Source organism: Novipirellula caenicola (assembly GCF_039545035.1).
Taxonomy (GTDB): Bacteria; Planctomycetota; Planctomycetia; order Pirellulales; family Pirellulaceae; genus Novipirellula; species Novipirellula caenicola.
The window spans coordinates 26,447-46,463 of record NZ_BAABRO010000030.1; the positions used below are offsets into that span (position 1 = coordinate 26,447).

Below are 20,017 nucleotides of genomic sequence, written 5' to 3' on the forward strand. Positions count from 1 at the left end.
GGACCTGCCTGCTTTACCGCTCGACCAGGAAGTGAGGGACGACGCCACAAGTGGCTCTCCACGCAACGCCTGTCTTCTACGACTTAAGTTCCATTATGAGCACTCTGCCCACCCGCCCCGCCACCGCCGACAAATCGCCTTCGTCGATTGCTGAAATTGAAACACAGCGTTTGCGGAGACGGACGTTTGCTATCATCTCGCACCCCGATGCGGGCAAGACGACATTGACCGAAAAGCTACTGCTGTTTGGCAACTCGATCGAGATCGCCGGCGCAGTTCGGGGACGGAAATCCGAGCGGACTGCAAAATCCGACTGGATGGAAATGGAGCAGGAGCGGGGAATCTCGGTAAGCTCGACCGCTTTGACGTTCGAGTTTGCCGGAGCCCAAATCAATCTGCTGGACACCCCCGGTCACCATGACTTTAGCGAAGACACCTATCGCACGCTGATGGCCGCCGATGCTGCCGTGATGGTGATCGACTTGGCCAAGGGGATCGAGGCTCAAACGGAAAAACTGTTCCGCGTTTGTGCGCTGCGAAAGATCCCCGTGTTGACGTTTGTTAACAAGGTCGACCGTCGCGGTCGTTCGCCTCTGGAAATCATCGACGAGATTGAACGAAAATTTTCGATCGAACCGGTGCCACAGAACTGGCCGCTGGGCAGCGGCGAAGACTTCCGCGGCTTCATCGACCTGCATGATGATTCGGTTCACCTGTTTGATGAACATCGTGCCAATCGTCGCATCTCGTCAAAAGTGGTCTCCTGGTCGGATTTGGAAACGGTTGAACCAGCGATCAGCTCGGATCTCATTGACGCCACCGGCGAAGAGGTGGAATTGGTGCGAATGGCCGGAGCCTCGCTAGAGCAGAGTCAATTTCTTAGCGGTGCGCAAACGCCGGTATTCTTTGGTAGTGCGTTGACCAATTTTGGGATCGAACACTTCTTGCATGGATTCCTCAAACTATGCCCACCGCCGGGATCTCGTAACGCGACCGAGCCTCCTTCGCCCAACTTCTCGGGATTCATTTTCAAGATCCAAGCGAACCTCGATCCACGGCATCGTGACCGCGTGGCGTTTTTGCGAGTTTGCAGTGGCATGTTCGAGCGCGACATGGAAGTGACAATCGCGAGATCGATGAAGAAGATTCGGCTGGCTCGCGCCTTTCGCATCTTCGGCCAAGACCGCCAAACGATCGACGAGGCTTACCCGGGAGACATCATTGGATTGGTTTGCCCCGGCGAATTCCGACTCGGCGACACGCTATGCCAAAATGAGATTGTCCACCAAGAGGGATTGCCCCAGTTCTCACCCGAGTTCTTTGCCGTGTTGGATTGCACCGATACCGCTCGGCGGAAACAATTCGACCGCGGGCTGAAACAGCTGATCGAAGAAGGGGCGATTCAAGTCTTTCATGACGCCCACACCAAACGTCGCGAAAACTTGTTGGCCGCCGTTGGTGAACTGCAGTTCGATGTCGTCCGCTATCGTCTGGAATCCGAGTACAACGCTCCCACGTCGCTGAGTTGGCGGCCGTACAAATTGGTCCGCTGGTTTAACGCCACGCCCGAGCAAAAAGCAAAAATCCGACTCCCCTACTCTGGCAAACTCGCACTGGACCAATTTGGTCATGACGCTGTATTGCTACAGTCCGAATGGGATGTCAAAGCACTGCATCGTGCCAATCCCGATATACAATTCCAGGAAATGCGTGTGGCAACGTCACACTGATCCGTCCACTGATCCACCCACGACCGAACCGTCCATTGGGACGAACTGATTGATGACTTCGCGATCGCGACACCTGACACTCCGGCGATGCGGCAGCAAGTCGCACAAATTCGCCGCCGGTTGCTGATTTACTTTGCCTCGGCGGCGTGTAGAATCTCAGGCGTGAGGAGCGAGCCGAACTTTGGCACGCCTTAGAGGCTTTGAGCCCGCTTTGTTTTTCTTTCATTCCCCTCAATCGAACACGCTCAAACGAATCATCAGCGTCACGCTGTTGATTGTGTTGGCCTGTGGAATGACGGGATTGCCCATCTCCGCTCCTCTTTCCGAGAAAACCGGGCGATTTCCTTGTGAAAATTGCCCCTGCGGTTGCTCGACGGCCGAGTATTGTTGGGACAAATGCTGCTGCCACAGTGACGCCGAAAAATTGCAATGGGCGGCCGAAAACAACGTCCAACCTCCTGCATTTTTGATCGCTCGGACTCGCAAATCCCTTGATCTTTCGCTGGTGAAAAGCGAAACCTCCCCGTCCAAATCCGCGACCGCGTGCGGCTGTTGCTCAGGTGCATCGGCGAAATGTGCGGCGAAGCCTGCCACTGCGGCGGACCAGGATCCTAGCCCCGAATTGCCGCCGAAAACACGGCTCGTTCGGCTCGAGGATGCTGCGGGCTGTCACGGTATCGATTTACTTTGGTCGATCTTTTCGAGTGCGGTGCCCCCAACCCGTCCGCCAACGCTCGCCTGCTGCACTCCGCTGCTGCTGTTCCGCTTCGTGATCGGCCATCAGCACGCGATTACGATCACACTTTCTCCGGAACCGCCGGTGCCCTAACGCCTGCGTCCCCAGTGCCTTCACGCAAAGTGCGGCTTTCCAGGCCCTGCGTGCGATAAAGGCCTCTTCCCCCCCTGTTCCGATTGCAATTCGACTCGTTGCTGCGCGTCCGATCGTTCCGCTGTGCGTGGAATTCTCGGAGTACGCAGAAATCACCGCTGCCGCGTTAGTGTTTGAAGGCTCGCTCCTCACACCAGTGTGGTCTTCGCCGCTGGCGCGACAGCGACTTACGACTCCCGAATGCAATGCCCGGATGCAAATACCATCGCCCTTCCTTCGCGACAACTGCCTGCCGCGTGCTGGCTAGCAGTCTGCGCCCACCCGAACCCCATCACAACGGACTTCCAAAATGCCCTCGATCCTCTCATTTCCCCCCATACCCAAACCGGCCCGACGTGGATTCACCCTGGTCGAACTACTCGTCGTGATTGCCATCATCGGTGTTCTTGTCGGGCTGCTGTTGCCCGCCGTGCAATCGGCTCGCGAAGCCGCCCGGCGGATGCAGTGCAGCAACAACCTGAAACAAATCACGCTGGCGATGCACAACTACGAAAGCTCGCACCGCAAATTGCCGACCAACTACACGAACGGCACCAGCACGGCAGGCAACTTTTCGGTGTTCGCTCAGATGGCACCGTTTTACGAACAAGGCAACATGTTGGACATGATCCATTTCGATCGGCCGCTGCATGTCGGATGCTGCCCCGGCCAATTGGTCGCCCCTCACGATACCGCAGCGGCCACCGCAATCCCCACGCTGACGTGCCCAAGCGAAGCCAATGACCAAACGTTTTACGTGACCTCGCTGTCAGGAAGTGGCCCCACCCAAGCCTATGCCGGTACCAACTACGCGATGAACACCGGCACCGGCGTCGGCACGCTGTACGACACGCGGCTTCCCACCGACGGCGTATCGTGGATCAATGCCAACGTTGGTTTTGAAGCGATTATTGACGGATTGAGTAACACCGCGGCATTTTCCGAACATCTGCTTGGCCAGCTCGAACAGTCCCCCAGCGAGCCGACGATTGACTCGATGCGGCGACGCACGATGTTCGACGTGACCTGTGCCTTTATCAGCCGGACAATGCCACCGTCGGAACCAGGAATGACAGGCTACGTTTTGCCTGAGGATCCCAATTTGATGGAAGCCTACACGCGCGCCAGCAGTCTGCATCGCGGATGGTCCGGACAACGCGGCGCGGGCTGGATCAATGGCCGTGAGTACTGGACGGGTTACACGCACTATCACCCGCCGCAAAGTGGGATTCCGGATATGCAGAGCTGCGGTTGGGGCGTGTTTGGCGTTCGCAGCAACCACCCCGGTGGCGTTCATGCTGCTCGCTGCGACGGCAGCGTCGGCTTTGTTACCGAGAGCATCCACTTGGATGTTTGGCGTGCCCTGGGTACCCGCAACGGCCACGAAGTCATGGTGGAGCTTTAATCATGCTATTTGGTGAATTCGCAAACGTTCGCGAATCCTCACCCCACTTTGCAGACCGCGATCGCAAACGCAATTTGGGATTCATTCCCTCCGGAACATGCATTTCACGCGATCCTGCTCGAAATCGGCCCCGACTGGAGACGCCGACACCATTCCTCTTAACTCCCTCCCCTCTCCCTTTCCACTCGAAGGAATTTTTGATGATTCGCTCACTACAAAGTTTGTCGTTGATCGGTTTGCTCGTGATCACCTCCACGGCGTCGGCGCACGACGTTTGGGTCAACACCCACACACCGATCGTGCGGACCGGTGAAAACGTTTACGTTGACCTTCGGCTTGGCAATCACGGCAACCACCACCGTGATTTTAAACTTGCCGGCCGAATTACCCTGGATTGGGTTTCACTTGACCACATCGCGCCCGGTGGGCAGCGAACCGACATCAAGGGTAAAATGTTTGCAACGGCATCGGCTGAAAAAGAAGGTTACTGGACCACCCCGTTGGCGGTTCACGAGCCAGGCGTTCACTGTGTCGTCGAGTCACTTGATCGCGTGATGAACCACGGCAAATCGATCCGCAGCATTCGCACCGCCAAGACCTATTTTCTCGTTTCCGACTCGCTCGACTCAGCGACAGTGGATCGCCATGTCCATCAAAAACCACTCGGATTGCCGCTTGAATTGGTTATGCAAACGTGTCCGTTTAGCGAAACCGTCGCCGGCAGCCCGATCACGGTTCAGGTACTGCACCAAGGCGAACCGCTCGCTGATGCGGTGGTCGCGTTCATCCCCGAGGGGACTGAATTGGCCGGCGAATTTGATTCCGAGTACGAATTTCGCAGCGACAGTGACGGCATGGTGACGTTTGTTCCCAAGACCGGCAATCGTCATTTGATCGTCGCCCACTACACCGCGATGGACGAGCGGAGCGACGACTATGAATTCACAAGCTATGCATCGACGATCACCATCGATGTTCCCAATTCACACCGCGTTGCCAATCACAAGTGAAACGACGCGACGCATAGTAAAACTCCATTTTTTGACTCAAGGAAAAAACGATGAAACGAGTTTTCTTTCTCGCGGCATTGACGCTTTCGATCGCAGTCCTAGGCTGTGGCGAGAACACCGACCCCGCGACCACCCCAGAGCCACTGACGACGACCGAGCCCGCCAGCGAAGCGACGCTCGTTGCCCTGCAAAAAGCCGACCTGCTTGATGGCACCGAAGATCATGTGATCGAAAAGTGCTACGTCTGCAAACTTGGCATGGACGGTAGCGACCAGCTCACTTCGGAAGTGCACGGATACACCGCACATCTATGCAGCGAAGCGTGCCGCAACCACTTCGATGCGTCCTCGGACGAAGTCATCGCCAACACCGAGATCCCCGAGTGATCTCGATGCACCCGAGTGATCTCGATGTCACTGCACGCCGGATCAAGTGACGCCGATCCGGCGGACGCGAACATGGTGTTGAATTCAATACCGTCGCTATGCCGGAGCTTCGCTCCACTGCGATCCGGCCTACTGGCGGTTACGGTAATTCGTACAGATGGACGCCGCCGTGATAGACGCCTGCGGCCGCCAATCGCCCGTCGCTGCGAATCGAAAAACCACGCAGCGTGTTCTTCGCCAATTGGCGAGAACCGATGGTGCCGCGGTCAAGTGGGGTGATCCATAACGACGGAAGCCCGTGATTGGACAAGATTAGGTTGTGTTGCGGGAAAACTTGAACCGCTTGCGGCGGTTCCGGCGAATCGGGCCAAAGATCGCGCTGCGAGAGCTCTCGCTGGCTTTCGATGTCCCAAACTCGCAGACTCTTGTCATAGCTCCATGTGATCACGGTTCCAGGTACATTGCCGAATTCACAACCGGCAAGCCGGCCTTGATGCCCCACAAATTCATGAGTGGCCTCGCCCGTTTCAGCATCCCACAGCCGAGCCGTGCCATCGTGACTGAACGACAACACCTGTGTGCTATCGCTGCTGAATTGACCTCCGCACACTCGCGAATGCCCTCGCAGTACCGAGACCAATTCACCAGAACTCCGGTCCCAAACGCGAAGCGTATGGTCATCGCTGGCCGACAGTAAATAACGCCCGTCCTCCGATGCATCCACTCGCGTGACTCCTCCGCTGTGGCCCGATAAACGAAGCAATTCCTGGTGCGTCTGAGAATCCCAGACAACGACGGTTTTGTCGTGCCAACCGCCTGAGAGAATGATCTTTCCATCTGGGCTGAATGCCGCCGCATTCACATAGCCGTCATGACCACGGTACTCGTGAATGAGTTTTCGTGAATCAATATCCCACACCCGCATTCCCGCATCGCCGGCTCCTAAGATGGATCGACCATCAGGGGAAAAATCGGTGACGTATACATTGGCGCCAGGCCACGCGATCACGGGTTCTCGAGCATCGGATGCGTTTTCGAAATCCGAAGAGGCCGCCGCGTGCGTGGCTTCACCGCCGCGATTGAACAAAAACACGATGACCAACAGAAGGCCGATCGTGCACGCCAGTCCAGCGGCACCACCAATTCGTCGCCGAGTTAGCATGGATTCTGGAGCATGCAGTTGATTCAATGCGGCAATGAACTCCGCAGCCGAGCAATAACGCTCACTCGGATCGGTGGCCAACGTTTTTCGCAGGATGATGGCGGCGGACTTGGCCACGCCCATTTCATCCATCGCGGTATCGCCGTGGCCGGTCGCAAACGCCGCTCGCAACATCCGACTCGCCTCTCGTCCTAACAACAGGTACGAATAAACGGCGCCCAAGCCATAGAGATCCGAACGAAGGTCGACGGCAGCCCCCGCGGTTTGTTCGGGCGAGCGAAACTCGGGTGTGCCGATACAGCTACCGGGACTCGTCAATGTTGACGTTTCGTGGACGTCTGTTTCGTCTTTGTAAGTCTCTGAATCGCACAATGTCCCATCGGAAAGGTCGTCTTCGTCATCACCGAAGGAACACATCTGAGACAATCCAAAGTCGAGGACTTTCACCTTCCCATCGGTGCCCCGAATGATGTTCTGCGGCTTGACGTCGCGATGAATCAAGCCTCGTTGATGTGCGTGACCCAACGCAGAAGCCACTTGTTTTATCATGGCGTTTGCTTCCGACAGAGAACAACCGCCCGCTCGACCAAGATACTCGGATAACGTTTCTCCCTCGAGATACTCCATCACAAGCACGGTCATTTCCCCCATCGGCTCCGCGTCATAGGCGGTGACAATGTTGGGGTGCGACAAGCGTGCTATCGCCTGCATCTCACGCCGAAAGCGTCGCTCGCCCTGAGGTTGACCGCGCCCATTGCGACGGATCACCTTCAGCGCGACGGTCCGATTCAAAACCAGATGCATCGCCAAGTAAACGTCCCCCATGCCGCCCGCACCGATCTTTCGCAGCACTCGATAGCGTGGGTGCCCGGTCAACCACTGCGGCAGATCGCTCCCAGAGGTATGTTTCACCGATAGCCCCGAGTCCTCCGAGAAATCACCAGCCACTTCATCCAAGTCACAGGAGGGATGCTGAGGATTCATTATGACAAACGCCCTAGGGTGCAGTGGTTCACTGCGGAGCAGCGGATGGGTAGTACGCGCAATGGCAATGCTTTGAACAAAAGGTGCAGCCGGTGTCCATTTCGTGAGCCACACTTTCGCTCTTTGACGCGACCAATTGAAGTGGGGGTTTGCCGAAAACACCCGTTTTTCCAGGCGTTCACCAGCTCGAGAGGGGGTGAGGAACAGGAAGTCCATCATCCCCCCTTGCTGCAGGAATCTTCACTAAATCAACAAGCCGATAACCGCTTTCGCTACGATGGCCCGTCGAGCAGTTCTTTCAGCGTGGCGGCTAACCGCATTGGCTCGGACGTATCCAGCAGCGACTCAAGGCACCGCACCTGACGCTCGTTCAGCGGGACCGGAGATTTCGCAGGCGGAAACGTACCAGCAAGTCGATTGGCAATCTCGCTGAGCAACCGATCGATCCCCTCGCCCGTCGTCGCAATGGTTTGAATCCAATCGGTCTCGGGCGGCGGTGTCGTTAGCAAATCGCTTTTGTTGAGCACGTCGATTCGTGGCACCTGCGATGTCGGATCGGCAATCGCAGGGGTGTCAGGCGTTTGGATGGCGAGCACCAGATCCGCAGCGCTAGCTTCTCGCATCGCTCGGCTGATCCCTTCACGTTCGATCGACTCGCCGCTGTCGTGGATCCCGGCGGTATCGGTCAGCCGAATCGGCAGCCCGTCAATCACGGTCTCGGCGTGCAAGACGTCACGCGTCGTGCCAGCCATTGCGGTCGCGATGCTGCGGTCGTACCCCAAAATCGCGTTGATCAGACTGCTTTTCCCGACGTTCGGACGGCCTGACAGCACGACACGAAACGGAGCCGTCAACCGCACCCCGATCGCCGCGTAAGCCAAAATCGCTTGAACCTCGCGATGCAGGTCGTCGATGTCCAGTGGCGTCCCCTCGTCTTGCGTCCCATCATCGCCAGCCGACTTGTCAGCCGCCCGCAAGATCGCGGAGCGATCAGCGACATTGAGCCATCGGGACGCCCAATCGTGCATCGCCCCACGGACTTGATCCATCGCCACGGCGGCGGTTCGCACCGTTTGGCAGTGGGTCAACACCTCCGTCGCTTCACGGACCAACCGCGATTCTGGCTTACTGTCCGCTGTCGCCGCGAACCAAGGGTACGGCCAATCCTGGTGATCGACCGACGTGATCCCGACCTCATTCAGATCGAGCATGATGCGGTCGATCGCGGCGGAACCGCCGTGACAATGGATTTCCCACAGCGCTTCGTGACGCAGGATCACGACGATCGATTCGCTGGCGATCGATGCCGTAGCGGACGGGTTGCCGCTGCGGTTTTTGGGTCCATGCCAATCGCCATAACGGATCTCATGAGGTTTCATTTCACGAGACGATGCCGCCGTGAAACACTGCATCACGCCGCAGCGTGCGTCTGGTCCCGCCACCCCAATCACCGCGATCGCTGACCGTCCGCTGCCCGTAAACTGCGTGCACACGGTCGAGTCCGACGCTAACGTCTTGCGCGAATTAGCCTTGTCCTCGTTGCTGTTTTTTTTAGAAGACATCTTTTTAGGGGTAACAAATCTGACGAGTTGAATAAACTGACGCAAACTCTTCGTTTCGATTCTTTTTCATTTGCTTCATTGCATACACGGTGAAATGGCAAAACCAGAGCCAAAACTCTCGACGATGCCAAACCTATCCAAGCTAAGCGATAAACGGCTGCTGGATATGCGGATATGCGACTTGAAACTCTCGATTCGAGACACGCCTCTACAGAAACGAATTGAGCAGCTGAACCAAGAATTGGCGAGTCGGGGGTTAAATTTTCGGCCTCACTGCTGGCTCAGCGACGATTGGTATTCGCCCGACGGGATTCCCGGGATCGCCATTCCGTTCTATTTGGCCCACCCCCGATTGGCCCGGCTCGAACGAAAACAGCTGTTGGAAGTCGAAGGAGGCACGCACGCCTGGTGCATGAAAATACTGCGTCACGAGGCGGGGCACGCGATTGATACCGCGTTTCGCATCCGCCGAAAAGCACGTTATCGCGAACTTTTTGGCAGCCCCGCGGAACCCTACCCCGATTACTACCAACCGACGCCGTCGAGTCGCGATTACGTCCTGCACCTGGATATGTGGTACGCTCAGGCCCATCCGCTTGAGGATTTTGCCGAGACGTTCGCGGTTTGGTTGCGACCGGGCTCCCGCTGGCGGACACAATATCGCAACTGGCCCGCAATCGAAAAACTGGAATTTGTCGACGAGTTCATGAAGTCAATTCGTGGAAAACGACCGTTGGTGTACAACCGCAAAACGATCGATCCGGTCAGCCGGCTGCGAAAAACACTGCGCACCCATTATCAGCGAAAACGGGAACACTACGGCGTCGATTACCCAAGTATCTATGATGCGGACCTTCGCAAACTGTTTTCGTCGGACGAAGAACATCGACGCAATGTGACCGCCGCCGCGTTCCTGAGCCGAATTCGCAACGAACTCCGCACAATCGTGGCCCACTGGACCGGCGAATACACCTACACGATCGATCAAGTGATCCAAGAAATGATCGAACGATGTCGTGAATTGAATCTACGACTTGGCGGGGCCATCGAACAAGTCAAACGGGACGCCATGATCTTGGTCGCAGTGCGAACCACCAACTTTTTACACGAAGGACGGCATCGTGTTGCGATGTAGCAATCATTCCCGCGAATTATCCCCGCGTCCCCATTGCGGAGCCTCAGCAAACGGAGCGAGATCATGAGCTCGCTACGGATCTTGGTGCTTGTTCGTGACGGTCACGTTCCGCCGCTGACGCTTGACGGCGTGGGCGAAAAAGAACTGGATGACTGGAAAGCCGAATTTGACGTCTGTGATACGCTGCGTCACCTTGGCCACGAGGTGCTTCCGATCGGAGTGTACGATGATCTGACGCCGATCCGCGAAGCGTTGAAAGAGTTCAAGCCCGACATCACCTTCATGATGCTGGAAGAATTCCACGGAGTCGTCACCTATGACTTTGCCGTGATCAGCTATCTGGAACTGATGCAGCAGCCCTATACCGGATGCAATCCACGCGGCTTGCTGCTCAGCAAGGACAAGGCGTTATCGAAAAAGGTGTTGACGTATCATCGCATTCCAACGCCTCGATTTGCCGTTTTTCCGGCGGGCCGCACAATTCATCGTCCTAAAAAGTTGTCGTTTCCACTGTTTGTGAAATCGGCGATCGAGGACGCCTCGTTTGGGATCGCCCAGGCTTCGATTGTCCATAACGACGAAGCGCTGGTGGAACGCGTCAAATTCATCCATGACAAGACGAACGACGATGCAATGGCCGAACAGTACATCGAAGGCCGTGAGCTGTACGTCGGCGTGATCGGCAACAACCGCTTGCAAACCTTTCCCCCCTGGGAAATGCTGTTCACCAAGATGCCTGATGACATCGCCAAAATCGCGACTCGGCAGGTCAAGTGGAATCATAAATACCAAGAGAAACATGGCATCACCACCGAGGAAGCCAAGAATCTTGACGACGCCACGAAACAGAAGATCTCTCGTCTGTGCAAACGAGTCTATCGAGCGCTAAACATGAGCGGCTACGCGCGAATGGATTTGCGAATGACCGACAAAGGCGAAATCTTTGTGATCGAAGCCAACGCGAACCCGAACATCGAATACGGCGAAGATTTCTCGGAATCCGCCGAGACGATGGGAATGACGTACGAGATGTTGCTGCAAAAAATCTTGAACCTAGGGCTGCGGTACAAGGCCGCGTGGATGACGGTTTGACCCGCCCCATGCGATCGACGCATGGGAACGGATCACGTCGCTACAAGGTCTACTGCAAATTCTCGAGCAAAAACGCCCATAAATCGGCGTACTCGTCGATCCGCTTGCTGACCGGCGTGCCCGCACCGTGCCCCGCTCGCGTTTCGATCCGAATCAGCGTGGGATTCTCACAGGCCTGCGCCGCTTGCAGCGCGGCGGCGAATTTGAAACTGTGTCCCGGCACCACGCGGTCGTCGCGATCAGCCGTTGTGATCAGTGTGGCGGGATAACAAGTGCCCGGTTTCAAATTATGGAGCGGCGAATACGAAAGCAGGTTTTCGATCTGGTCCGCTTCGTCACTGCTGCCATACTCGGTCGCCCAAGCCCATCCGATCGTGAACTTGTGAAATCGCAACATGTCCATCACACCGACCGCCGGTAAACAAGCCCCGAACAGATCGGGACGCTGCGTCATCACGGCACCGACCAACAGTCCACCGTTACTGCCGCCACGCACCGCCAATCGGCTCGATCGTGTGTAGCCTTTGTCGATCAAATGTTCCGCCGCAGCGATAAAGTCATCAAACACATTTTGCTTGTTCAGCCGCATGCCGGCTTCGTGCCACTCGCGACCATATTCGCCTCCGCCGCGGAGGTTTGCCACCGCATAAATCCCTCCGTTTTCGATCCACGCGGCATTGGCAGGAGAAAACGCGGGAGTCAGCGAGATATTGAAACCGCCGTAGGCATACAGCAGCGTACGATTGGAACCGTCCAATTTGGTATCGCGATGTCGGGTAACAATCACGGGCACCTGCGTCCCATCCTTGCTGGTCGCAAACAACTGTTCGGTGACGTAATCATCGACTTGAATTGGCGTTTCAGGACGTCGCCACAACGAGGTTGCTCCGGTGGCCAGATCGACGCGATAAATTTCACCGGGCGTCACGTAATTGGTAAAATCAAAGAACGTCTCGGTTGCATCTTGGCGACCGCCGAAACCGCTGACGCTGCCCACTCCGGGAAGTGGCAAATCGTCCACAAAGTCGCCTTCGATCGAATAGCGAGCCACACGGCTACGAGCGTCTTTTAGATAACTCAGATAAAACGTTTCACCGAACAAACTCGCCGATTCCAGCACATCGTCGGACTCCGGAATCACCTCTTTCCAGTGCTCGCGATCCGCCTTGCCAACGTTGACTGCAATCAAACGGCGTTTCGGAGCGTCGTTATCGGTCACAAAATAGTGCGTCGCATCAACGGATGCGATCCAATCATACTCGGCATCAAAACCGGTGATAAACGGTTCGACGGTGGCATCGGGATCAGTCAAATCTTTGATGAAGACTTGTGATTTCGGCTCGCTGCCCTTCCAGTTGTGGATGACCAGATAGCGGCCATCATCGGTAACCACCGGCGAAAATCCCCATTTCGGTTCATCGGGCCGCTCGAGGATCAACGTGTCTTTGGATTGGTCGTCACCTAGGCGGTGAAAATACAACCGTTGATTCTCGTTAGTGCCGGTCAATTCTTGGCCTTCGACCGGAGCGGTGTAGCGAGCGTAAAAGAATCCACTGCTGTCCGGCATCCAAGCGATACCGCTAAACTTGCTCCAGCGAACGATGTCGTCCAGATCGTTCCCGGTCGCCACGTCTCGGACTTTCCAAGTTCGCCAGTCGCTACCGCCGTCGGCCAAGGAATACGCGAGAAGTTTCCCATCTTTGCTGGTGATGGTGGACCCGAGAGCAACGGTGCCATCTTCGCTGAGCTTGTTGGGATCGATCAGCACTTGACGCTCGGCTTCGAGCGAATCGGCCTTGTAGAGGACGCTTTGGTTCTGCAACCCGTTGTTGTGCGAGTAGATGTAGTAGTCGCCTTTGTGACTGGGCAGACCGAATCGTTCGTAATTCCACAGTTTTTCCAGCCTTGCTCGCATCGACTCACGCTCGGGTAGCGATTGCAGGTACGCCTGAGTGACTTTGTTTTGAGCTTCCACCCACGCGGCGGTCTCCTCGCTCTCGGTGTCCTCTAACCATCGATAAGGGTCGGCGACACGATGCCCGTGGTAGTCATCGGTGACATCGACCGTCTTGGTTTCGGGGTACTGCATCGTGCGTTGAGATGTCGTCAGCGTGGTTGATTCTTGTGCCATGGCAAAGTCGGTAGTGAGCCCTGAGAGGAACAGTGAGCTGATCAGCGTGAATGTGGCCGTGGATGCTGCCAGTGTTAACACCGGAAACCGTGGCCATTTGAAGGGGTGTAACATTGGATGTGATAGACTGAGGGGATTGAGAAATCGAAAATCGGACGCTTCGGCTTGGCTATCGTACTCGATTTTTCGTGCCGAAAGAAAAGGGGGACCAGCTTTGGATGCGGTATCGGGTGCGACACATGATCGCAAACCCCGCCATCCGATGGCGGACTTCTGGCCGCGACACCCCCTGTTGCTACTGGCCATCGCCGCGGCAATCGGGATCGCAATGGACGCAGGGCTGTCGCTCGAGTTCCAGCTACGCTCCATGCTGTGGGGGGGCGTTGCGATCGCCGCATGCCTGCTGTTTGCGTTTCCCACTGCGGTCACCAAACGGGTCGCCGTGGTGTTGGCCATCGCCTCGCTTGCAGGGCTGTGGCATGGTTACAACGACTTTGCCTATCAAACCGCATCCATCGGGCACTACGCATCGGAGTATCCCGAACCGGCGATTGTCGAAGGCATGATCGATCGGCCTGTGGTCGTTCGCCGCAATCCGCTAGCCGATTCTGCGCGTGGACGCGATCAATCGCCCTGGCAATCGGTGTTGGAATTGACAACCACACGGATTCGCATCGGAGACGACTTTGTTCCGTGTAGTGGCCGCGCGATGGCCGTGTGCAGCGGTCGCCTCGATCATCGGCTGCCCGGCGACGTGATTCGAGCCCATGGCGCACTGGCAAAGATCGTCGCTCCTACCAATCCCGGCGAAAACGACCTGCGGCCGGTGTACCGTCGCCGCGGCATCCACGCCCGCATCGACGTTGCTCGCGAAACGCAGATCGAAGCGATCGGACGACGGTGGGATTTTGATCGCGGGATTGCCATCATCGCCACCGAGAGCCGCGAGCTTCTGTTGCAGCACACCGGCGAGGCTTCGGGTCCATTGGCGGTCGCGCTAGTGATCGGACAACGTGATTTTGTCGATCCCGAAACCCGTGATCGGTTGCTGGTCACCGGGACCGCTCATTTGTTGAGCGTCAGCGGATTGCACCTTGCGATCGTGATCGTGTTGGCTAGCTGGGTGGCGATGTTGCTGCGGTTTCCCTTCGGTGCCAAGATCGTTTGGGTGTTGTTGGTATGCTGCTTGTACACTGCGATCACCGGAGGCCGTCCACCCGTGATGCGTGCGGCAGTGTTGGTCGGAATGCTGATGTGCTCGCTGTGGTTCCGGCGTCCGGCGCAGCCGATCAACACCTTGTCACTCGCAGCACTGATGTTGTTGGCGATCAACCCTGAAAATTTATTTCATGTTGGCGTCCAATTGTCGTTTCTTGCCGTCGCGACGCTGTTCCTGTGTGGCGCCCGCACGATCACCGAGTCTCATGCGGTGGATCAAGCGATCGAAAACGAGCAGCAACTCGATGCACTGCTGCAGTCGTCGAAACCAACTTGGGTTCGCTACGGGCGGATCGCATGGCAATGGCTTGCAAGGATGGTTTGGTACAGCGGCTGTGTGACCGCGATCAGCATCCCACTGGTGTGGCACCAATTTCATGTAGTCTCGTTCGTCAGCGTCGTGACCAATGTGATTTTGAGTCCATTTCTATTTTGGTCATTGGCCTGTGGTGTCGCCACGGTGGTGGTGGGGTGGGTCTGGGCCGCCGCAGCAGGTTTGCCTGGTTATTTGTGTGGCGTCGGGCTGCAATGCATGCGGCAAATCATTGGGATTGCGGCTGAAATTCCCTACGGACATTTTTGGTTGCCGTCGCCGCCGGCATGGAGTGTGGCCGTGTTCTATCTGGTCATGGTCGGCTCACTTTTCCGGCCACCAAGCCGCGCCAGCTCGCGATTTCGTTATAGCTGGATCCTCATTTGGATGGTGGCCGCGTGGATGATGGCGACCACCGCGGCGCCAATCGAAAATGGAACGCTTGAAGCGACGTTTGTCGATGTCGGTCACGGCACAAGCGTAGTCATGCGAGACGACGCAGGGCGTGTGTATCTATACGACTGCGGCCGAATGGCGAACCAGACCGGCAGCAGTCGTGATATTGATGCGACGCTGTGGTCGATCGGAGTGACACGATTGGATGCGATCTTTTTGTCGCATGCCGATTCGGATCACTACAACGCGATCCCCGGAGTATTGCGACGCTTCGCGGTCGATCGCATCATCACGCCTCCCGGGATGCTTGCACAAAACGAAGTCGGGCTGGTACCCACGCGATTGGCCATCGCAAAAGCGAACGTGCCGGTGATCGAAGCGTTCGAGTCACTGCAAATCCCCGCACTCGCGCTGCCAATGTCGATCCTGCATCCGCCGCCACAGCGAATCGGTGGCAACGACAACGCGAACAGCTTGGTATTACGAATCGATGGTGGCGGAAAGACGTTGTTGCTTCCCGGCGATCTCGAGCCGCCAGGGACCGAAACGCTAATCAATCAACAGCGACCGCCGCCGGGCGGCGTGTTGATGGCGCCGCATCACGGCAGTTTGACAATGAATGCCGAATCAATCCTGCAGTGGTCGCGTCCCGCCGAAGTGATCGTCAGCGGCGGGAAACGAGCAAGAAAGCCGGCGGTACGAGCCATGCTAGATACGACCGGCGCCGGAGTTCACGTGACGGCCGAAGTCGGTGCCGTACGAGTCCGCATCCACGAAGACGGCAAGATCGAAGTGCGGTCTTGGAAGCAATCACCATGGTAAAGCGTTATCTCCTAGCTACCTTCGCCAGAAGGTGGTGATTCGTATTGGGCGGCAACCAACCACGCTCGGGCGAGCGTAGCTACGAGACGTGAATGCCGTAATTTGCCGATGGGCCATGATCCTGTCTGGCCATCACCGCCGCGTTACGGGGTCAGATTGGGCACGCCCATCCGTCGTCCAAAGTCGGCGGCGAAGGCTTCCGGGGTCGCCCCATAATTTGCCATCAGTGCGGCGTCCCACTTGTGACCCAATTTCAAGTCTTCAAAGAATTGGCTGAACGCTTTTGGATCGGCTTCGACGAGGTGGATCACCAGTAGTTTTGCCAAAATTTCACGCTCGTCATCAAGTTCCGTCGCCTGCAAGATGCCAAGCAGACTTCCGGTGCGTCTCAGCCGAGTGGCTGCCGTGTTTCTCGCGGCGGCATCTCTTTTCGGATCAGGGAACATGACACGATGCAACATGTCTTGCAGACCGGAGTGGACCCAACGCGGAAGCTTGACATCGGAACGGTAGCGATCGATGTACCCGGCCGCCATGCTCCACGAGATGGTCGACGCAACCGAAGCATCAAGTTTCTCACGGTACGTCGCAACCAAAAAACGCTGGCGATTGTGATGATAGATCGTCGTACTCGTTCCAAAGTTCGGATTGTTCAAGACATCCGACTCGAACTTGCCAAACAGCTCCCGTCGGCTAAACACCGCCACCATCATCTTGCCTTGCCAAATGTTTGCACTTTTGGGCAGCCCAAAGACACTATTCATTTGTTGGCACATCACATCGACTTGCTCGGCAACCTGATCCGCTGCCTGTTGAGGAAAATCGGTCAACAGCAGACAAAAGTCGGTTTCCGCGAAACTCAAGTTGACCGGTGCCAACGATTTGCGAGCGTCGTTGAAAATGACAATCTGATCGCCAACCGCCTCTCTGATTTCTTCGTCCGTTTGCGGGTCGCGAAGCGTCTTGTTGCTATCGGTAATGCGGGCCTCGGCATCCGTCTGCGCCTTGCCCAGGTCAATCAGGTGAACGCCGCCCGAGGGTCGATGGTAGCGAAACGAGTAGGGTCGTCCGCCGATCAACAGACGATACACGTCCGTGGCCTTGATCTTCGGCTTGCGTTTGCCGTCCTGGTACTGAAAAAACCGGATCGCGTCGGATCGAGGGTCTTTGATGAAGCCCACGACCTCGACGTCACCCACGACCGTTCCGCTGATCAATTGAATGACAGCCGGCTTGCCGATCAACCATTGTCGCCCCGTGTCATCCACAAGTCCGTCAAACTGCAACTCCGCCGCAGACGCTGCACTTACAAAAACGAACGCCAACACGAACGCAATCGGTCGAAACAACACAGCTACTCTCCAACAATTCGTTCCGCGGCACTTCAGATGACTCAAAAAACACAAGCTGCAATATAGAGAATCTGGCCGCACCAATGCGACTGGCATCGACAATAAAATTCAGGAAAAAACCGATAGCCGGCAAAATGGCCGCAGGATATAGATTTGGGCGTCAAGTCGCTCAAGACCAATCGGCCGCAACTCGAGTGCGCACTTCAGTCGCACTCCATGACCGCCCGCTGGATCACCGAATGACCTCCGATCCGACGAAGGTGCTTGTCCGACGCGACGTCAACCCATCTTGAGATCCCTGCAAATTCGTCTGATTCGCCGGCCAAGTGTCACTTCGCGAAATTCACCCGCGAATCACGCCAATCGACGCGAATGGGCAACGCACAAAAGCCGCGGTAGCGGCGGCAGCACTTAGCCCCACGCGGCAGCGTGGGGTTTCGGGCACCAACGACACCAACCTAGCCGCGGTAGCGGCGACAGCAATCGAAGTATGCAAAACCGACGACGCGAATTGGCAACCACGTGTCCAACAAATCGCAGCGTCCCCTGAGGACCAAAACTCCGGCAAAAAAATGATTGACAAAAAGATGAAGGCAGAAGAATGAAGCACGCGTTACCTCGTCTTGAAAATCTTTCTGTCGCACTAATCTTTCTGCCGTACCGATCTTTCTGCCTTTCGCGAACCTCGATCCGTTAAGGTCGCAATCGGTAATGCAAAACATCACATCGTTGGCTCCCCACTGCCCGAATCGGCTACCAGCGGGCGTATCGACGGCGTCGGAGCAAGACCAACACCGCAAATCGATTAGCGTCTATGAGTGGCGATTAGTGTTTCACCTAGGACGGGAACACTAATCTTCGCTGATCGCATTCTGCGATATCCAATAGATCTGCTTGTGCTTGCGTGACTCCAACTCATGTTGCCAGCATCTCGCATCAAGAAACGACGTCGGTTCGCCAATGGCCATTTCATTACCATCGTCCCCCATTCGCCACAGTTGATAGGAATGCGGCTCGAGAAGCTCTGCGTAGCGGTCCGCGTAGTGCTGAATCGTCGCTTTGTCTAAATCGGTAAAGGTACCGATTGGATACGGTTCCATTTTTGCTTGCCAGTGCCGGAGGTGCCTCTGAACATGCGAGGCGTTTGGCTCGGACGCTCTAACAGAGCCACCGGTCTGGAAGTGCAAGAACTCGAAACCAACTCGAAGCCCACAATCAAACTCCAATGCCCAAATGTCGGCATTGCCCAGTCCGTCAACGAATTCAACAAATGGCTTGCAGCCGAACCATTCTTTGGCAGCGCCGCGATCAATAGACAATCGAAACAGTTGAAACCAAGGACGAGGCGGTTTCTCCATTTCTGATTTGATCTCAAGAAGCTTCATTCAACAGACAAAATGGAAGGAGTCACCGACGACGGGAGAGATGTTCCATATGTAAAACCCAAAGCCTTTCTTCGAGCGAGCAGAATGGCATCTCACGGATGTCAGGATACGCCTTGCGCTCACAGTTTACCACTGACTTCACCTGCGGTGCCACATATCTTGCTCCTCGCCTAATAAAACACAGTCCAATTGTACGCAGTCCCAAGGATCACTGCGCTCTCTCAGCCCCGAACTGGCGCCGCCCACGCATCCGGCCTCCGTGGACACCTCTTTCCAGGCATGACTTCACATTGCCCACCCCAAATCAAATCGGCGGCCAGAGGATTGGAGATTCGCGGAAATTCGCATGATTCGCGGGCCAATCCAGCATGTACAAATCCGCCCGCGAATCACGCCAATCGACGCAAATGGGCAACGCACAAAAGCCGCGGCAGCGGCGGCAGCACTTAGCCCCACGCGGCAGCGTGGGGTTTCGGGCACCAACGACACCAACCTAGCCGCGGTAGCGGCGACAGCAATCGAAGTATGCAAAACCGACGACGCGAATTGGCAACCACGTGCCCAACAAATCGCTACGTCTCCCGATGAGCAGTTAACAAACAGGAAAATGGCTGACAAAATGATGAAGTCAGATGAATCGGGGGCTACCGCTTCTCCGTCGTTCCAATCGTTCGGTCGCATCAATCCTTGCGTCTGATAGATGCCTGGGCTCACCACGGAAAGCGAATACCCCCAGACTCAATTGCAACACCATGTCCGCATCGTGTTCCCTGGTCGACGCGTTTGTGTTCTGGATGAGCTCGCCGAAACCACGCGGCGCCGATACTACAGACGAGTCCTGTCCCTGTTTCGTTCCGTTTCAGTTTCGTTCCTGGACTTCCAATCGCCACAGCGTGGACGAAGAACTTCGGCTTTCGCCGCCTTAGGCTTCGGTTGTGCGAATGCAATCAAGCCCGAAAGAGGGTTCGTCATGGCGGCACCTCATGGCCTGAGCCCTCAATTGAATCAATTACCTAAAACCTTCGCGAAAAGCCCAGATTGCAGGTTAAGGAATCTGCGATCCGCA

At 56.3% G+C, this 20,017-nt stretch carries 15 protein-coding genes; 10 read left to right on the forward strand and 5 right to left on the reverse strand.

Annotated elements, in window-relative coordinates:
- The first annotated feature begins 95 nt into the window (after nucleotides 1-95).
- The 5 genes from ABEA92_RS29655 to ABEA92_RS29675 all read left to right on the forward strand — a co-directional run bounded on the left by ABEA92_RS29655 (nucleotide 96) and on the right by ABEA92_RS29675 (nucleotide 5,399).
- On the forward strand, nucleotides 96-1,730 hold the full coding sequence (locus tag ABEA92_RS29655) for a peptide chain release factor 3 (protein ID WP_345689202.1): 1,635 nt from the start codon (nucleotides 96-98) through the stop codon (nucleotides 1,728-1,730).
- A 181-nt stretch (nucleotides 1,731-1,911) separates the two neighbouring features.
- Nucleotides 1,912-2,559 (forward strand): hypothetical protein, encoded by a 648-nt coding sequence (locus ABEA92_RS29660; protein ID WP_345689204.1) that lies wholly within the window; start codon nucleotides 1,912-1,914, stop codon nucleotides 2,557-2,559.
- Nucleotides 2,560-2,908: 349 nt separating this feature from the next.
- Nucleotides 2,909-4,003, forward strand: a complete 1,095-nt coding sequence (locus ABEA92_RS29665) for a DUF1559 family PulG-like putative transporter (protein ID WP_345689206.1) — start codon at nucleotides 2,909-2,911, stop codon at nucleotides 4,001-4,003.
- Nucleotides 4,004-4,203: 200 nt separating this feature from the next.
- Complete coding sequence (locus ABEA92_RS29670) at nucleotides 4,204-5,013, forward strand: DUF4198 domain-containing protein (RefSeq protein WP_345689208.1); 810 nt, start codon at nucleotides 4,204-4,206, stop codon at nucleotides 5,011-5,013.
- A gap of 50 nt (nucleotides 5,014-5,063) precedes the next feature.
- Nucleotides 5,064-5,399, forward strand: a complete 336-nt coding sequence (locus tag ABEA92_RS29675; protein WP_345689210.1) for a hypothetical protein — start codon at nucleotides 5,064-5,066, stop codon at nucleotides 5,397-5,399.
- A gap of 139 nt (nucleotides 5,400-5,538) precedes the next feature.
- Here the strand turns inward: ABEA92_RS29675 and ABEA92_RS29680 are convergent, their stop codons facing one another.
- Nucleotides 5,539-7,545 carry a WD40 repeat domain-containing serine/threonine protein kinase gene (locus ABEA92_RS29680; RefSeq protein WP_345689212.1) on the reverse strand — a complete coding sequence of 669 codons (2,007 nt, stop codon included), beginning with the start codon at nucleotides 7,543-7,545 and terminating at the stop codon, nucleotides 5,539-5,541.
- 272 nt (nucleotides 7,546-7,817) lie between these two features.
- On the reverse strand, nucleotides 7,818-9,107 hold the full coding sequence (locus tag ABEA92_RS29685; RefSeq protein WP_345689214.1) for a GTPase: 1,290 nt from the start codon (nucleotides 9,105-9,107) through the stop codon (nucleotides 7,818-7,820).
- A 124-nt stretch (nucleotides 9,108-9,231) separates the two neighbouring features.
- Between ABEA92_RS29685 and ABEA92_RS29690 the strand changes: the two genes are divergently transcribed.
- Both ABEA92_RS29690 and ABEA92_RS29695 read left to right on the forward strand, forming a co-directional pair.
- A complete protein-coding gene (locus ABEA92_RS29690) occupies nucleotides 9,232-10,242 on the forward strand; it encodes a putative zinc-binding metallopeptidase (protein ID WP_345689216.1) in 1,011 nt (336 codons plus the stop codon).
- Between the two features lie 63 nt (nucleotides 10,243-10,305).
- On the forward strand, nucleotides 10,306-11,334 hold the full coding sequence (locus tag ABEA92_RS29695) for a D-alanine--D-alanine ligase family protein (RefSeq protein WP_345689218.1): 1,029 nt from the start codon (nucleotides 10,306-10,308) through the stop codon (nucleotides 11,332-11,334).
- Between the two features lie 49 nt (nucleotides 11,335-11,383).
- Here ABEA92_RS29695 and ABEA92_RS29700 read toward each other — a convergent pair whose 3' ends face one another.
- Nucleotides 11,384-13,465, reverse strand: coding sequence for a prolyl oligopeptidase family serine peptidase (locus ABEA92_RS29700; RefSeq protein WP_345689220.1), 2,082 nt, complete (start codon nucleotides 13,463-13,465; stop codon nucleotides 11,384-11,386).
- A 262-nt stretch (nucleotides 13,466-13,727) separates the two neighbouring features.
- On the opposite strand from ABEA92_RS29700, the gene ABEA92_RS29705 reads away from it, so the two are divergent.
- A complete protein-coding gene (locus ABEA92_RS29705; protein WP_345689222.1) occupies nucleotides 13,728-16,214 on the forward strand; it encodes a ComEC/Rec2 family competence protein in 2,487 nt (828 codons plus the stop codon).
- Between the two features lie 143 nt (nucleotides 16,215-16,357).
- On the opposite strand, the gene ABEA92_RS29710 is transcribed toward ABEA92_RS29705, so the two are convergent.
- Nucleotides 16,358-17,563 carry a hypothetical protein gene (locus ABEA92_RS29710; protein ID WP_345689224.1) on the reverse strand — a complete coding sequence of 402 codons (1,206 nt, stop codon included), beginning with the start codon at nucleotides 17,561-17,563 and terminating at the stop codon, nucleotides 16,358-16,360.
- 329 nt (nucleotides 17,564-17,892) lie between these two features.
- On the opposite strand from ABEA92_RS29710, the gene ABEA92_RS29715 reads away from it, so the two are divergent.
- Nucleotides 17,893-18,171, forward strand: a complete 279-nt coding sequence (locus ABEA92_RS29715; protein ID WP_345689226.1) for a hypothetical protein — start codon at nucleotides 17,893-17,895, stop codon at nucleotides 18,169-18,171.
- Nucleotides 18,172-18,417: 246 nt separating this feature from the next.
- On the opposite strand, the gene ABEA92_RS29720 is transcribed toward ABEA92_RS29715, so the two are convergent.
- Nucleotides 18,418-18,666: a hypothetical protein gene (locus tag ABEA92_RS29720; RefSeq protein ID WP_345689228.1), complete on the reverse strand. Its 249-nt coding sequence runs from the start codon at nucleotides 18,664-18,666 to the stop codon at nucleotides 18,418-18,420.
- A 631-nt stretch (nucleotides 18,667-19,297) separates the two neighbouring features.
- Between ABEA92_RS29720 and ABEA92_RS29725 the strand changes: the two genes are divergently transcribed.
- Complete coding sequence (locus ABEA92_RS29725; protein ID WP_345689230.1) at nucleotides 19,298-19,648, forward strand: hypothetical protein; 351 nt, start codon at nucleotides 19,298-19,300, stop codon at nucleotides 19,646-19,648.
- Nucleotides 19,649-20,017: the final 369 nt, after the last annotated feature.

Bases quoted from the DNA above. Each gene is read 5' to 3' on its own strand.
- ABEA92_RS29700 (WP_345689220.1), bottom strand. From the start codon at position 13,465: ATGGCACAAGAATCAACCACGCTGACGACATCTCAACGCACGATGCAG.
- ABEA92_RS29705 (WP_345689222.1), top strand. From the start codon at position 13,728: ATGGCGGACTTCTGGCCGCGACACCCCCTGTTGCTACTGGCCATCGCC.
- ABEA92_RS29655 (WP_345689202.1), top strand. From the start codon at position 96: ATGAGCACTCTGCCCACCCGCCCCGCCACCGCCGACAAATCGCCTTCG.
- ABEA92_RS29680 (WP_345689212.1), bottom strand. From the start codon at position 7,545: ATGAATCCTCAGCATCCCTCCTGTGACTTGGATGAAGTGGCTGGTGAT.
- ABEA92_RS29690 (WP_345689216.1), top strand. From the start codon at position 9,232: ATGCCAAACCTATCCAAGCTAAGCGATAAACGGCTGCTGGATATGCGG.
- ABEA92_RS29685 (WP_345689214.1), bottom strand. From the start codon at position 9,107: ATGTCTTCTAAAAAAAACAGCAACGAGGACAAGGCTAATTCGCGCAAG.
- ABEA92_RS29720 (WP_345689228.1), bottom strand. From the start codon at position 18,666: ATGGAACCGTATCCAATCGGTACCTTTACCGATTTAGACAAAGCGACG.
- ABEA92_RS29695 (WP_345689218.1), top strand. From the start codon at position 10,306: ATGAGCTCGCTACGGATCTTGGTGCTTGTTCGTGACGGTCACGTTCCG.
- ABEA92_RS29675 (WP_345689210.1), top strand. From the start codon at position 5,064: ATGAAACGAGTTTTCTTTCTCGCGGCATTGACGCTTTCGATCGCAGTC.
- ABEA92_RS29725 (WP_345689230.1), top strand. From the start codon at position 19,298: ATGATTCGCGGGCCAATCCAGCATGTACAAATCCGCCCGCGAATCACG.
- ABEA92_RS29665 (WP_345689206.1), top strand. From the start codon at position 2,909: ATGCCCTCGATCCTCTCATTTCCCCCCATACCCAAACCGGCCCGACGT.
- ABEA92_RS29670 (WP_345689208.1), top strand. From the start codon at position 4,204: ATGATTCGCTCACTACAAAGTTTGTCGTTGATCGGTTTGCTCGTGATC.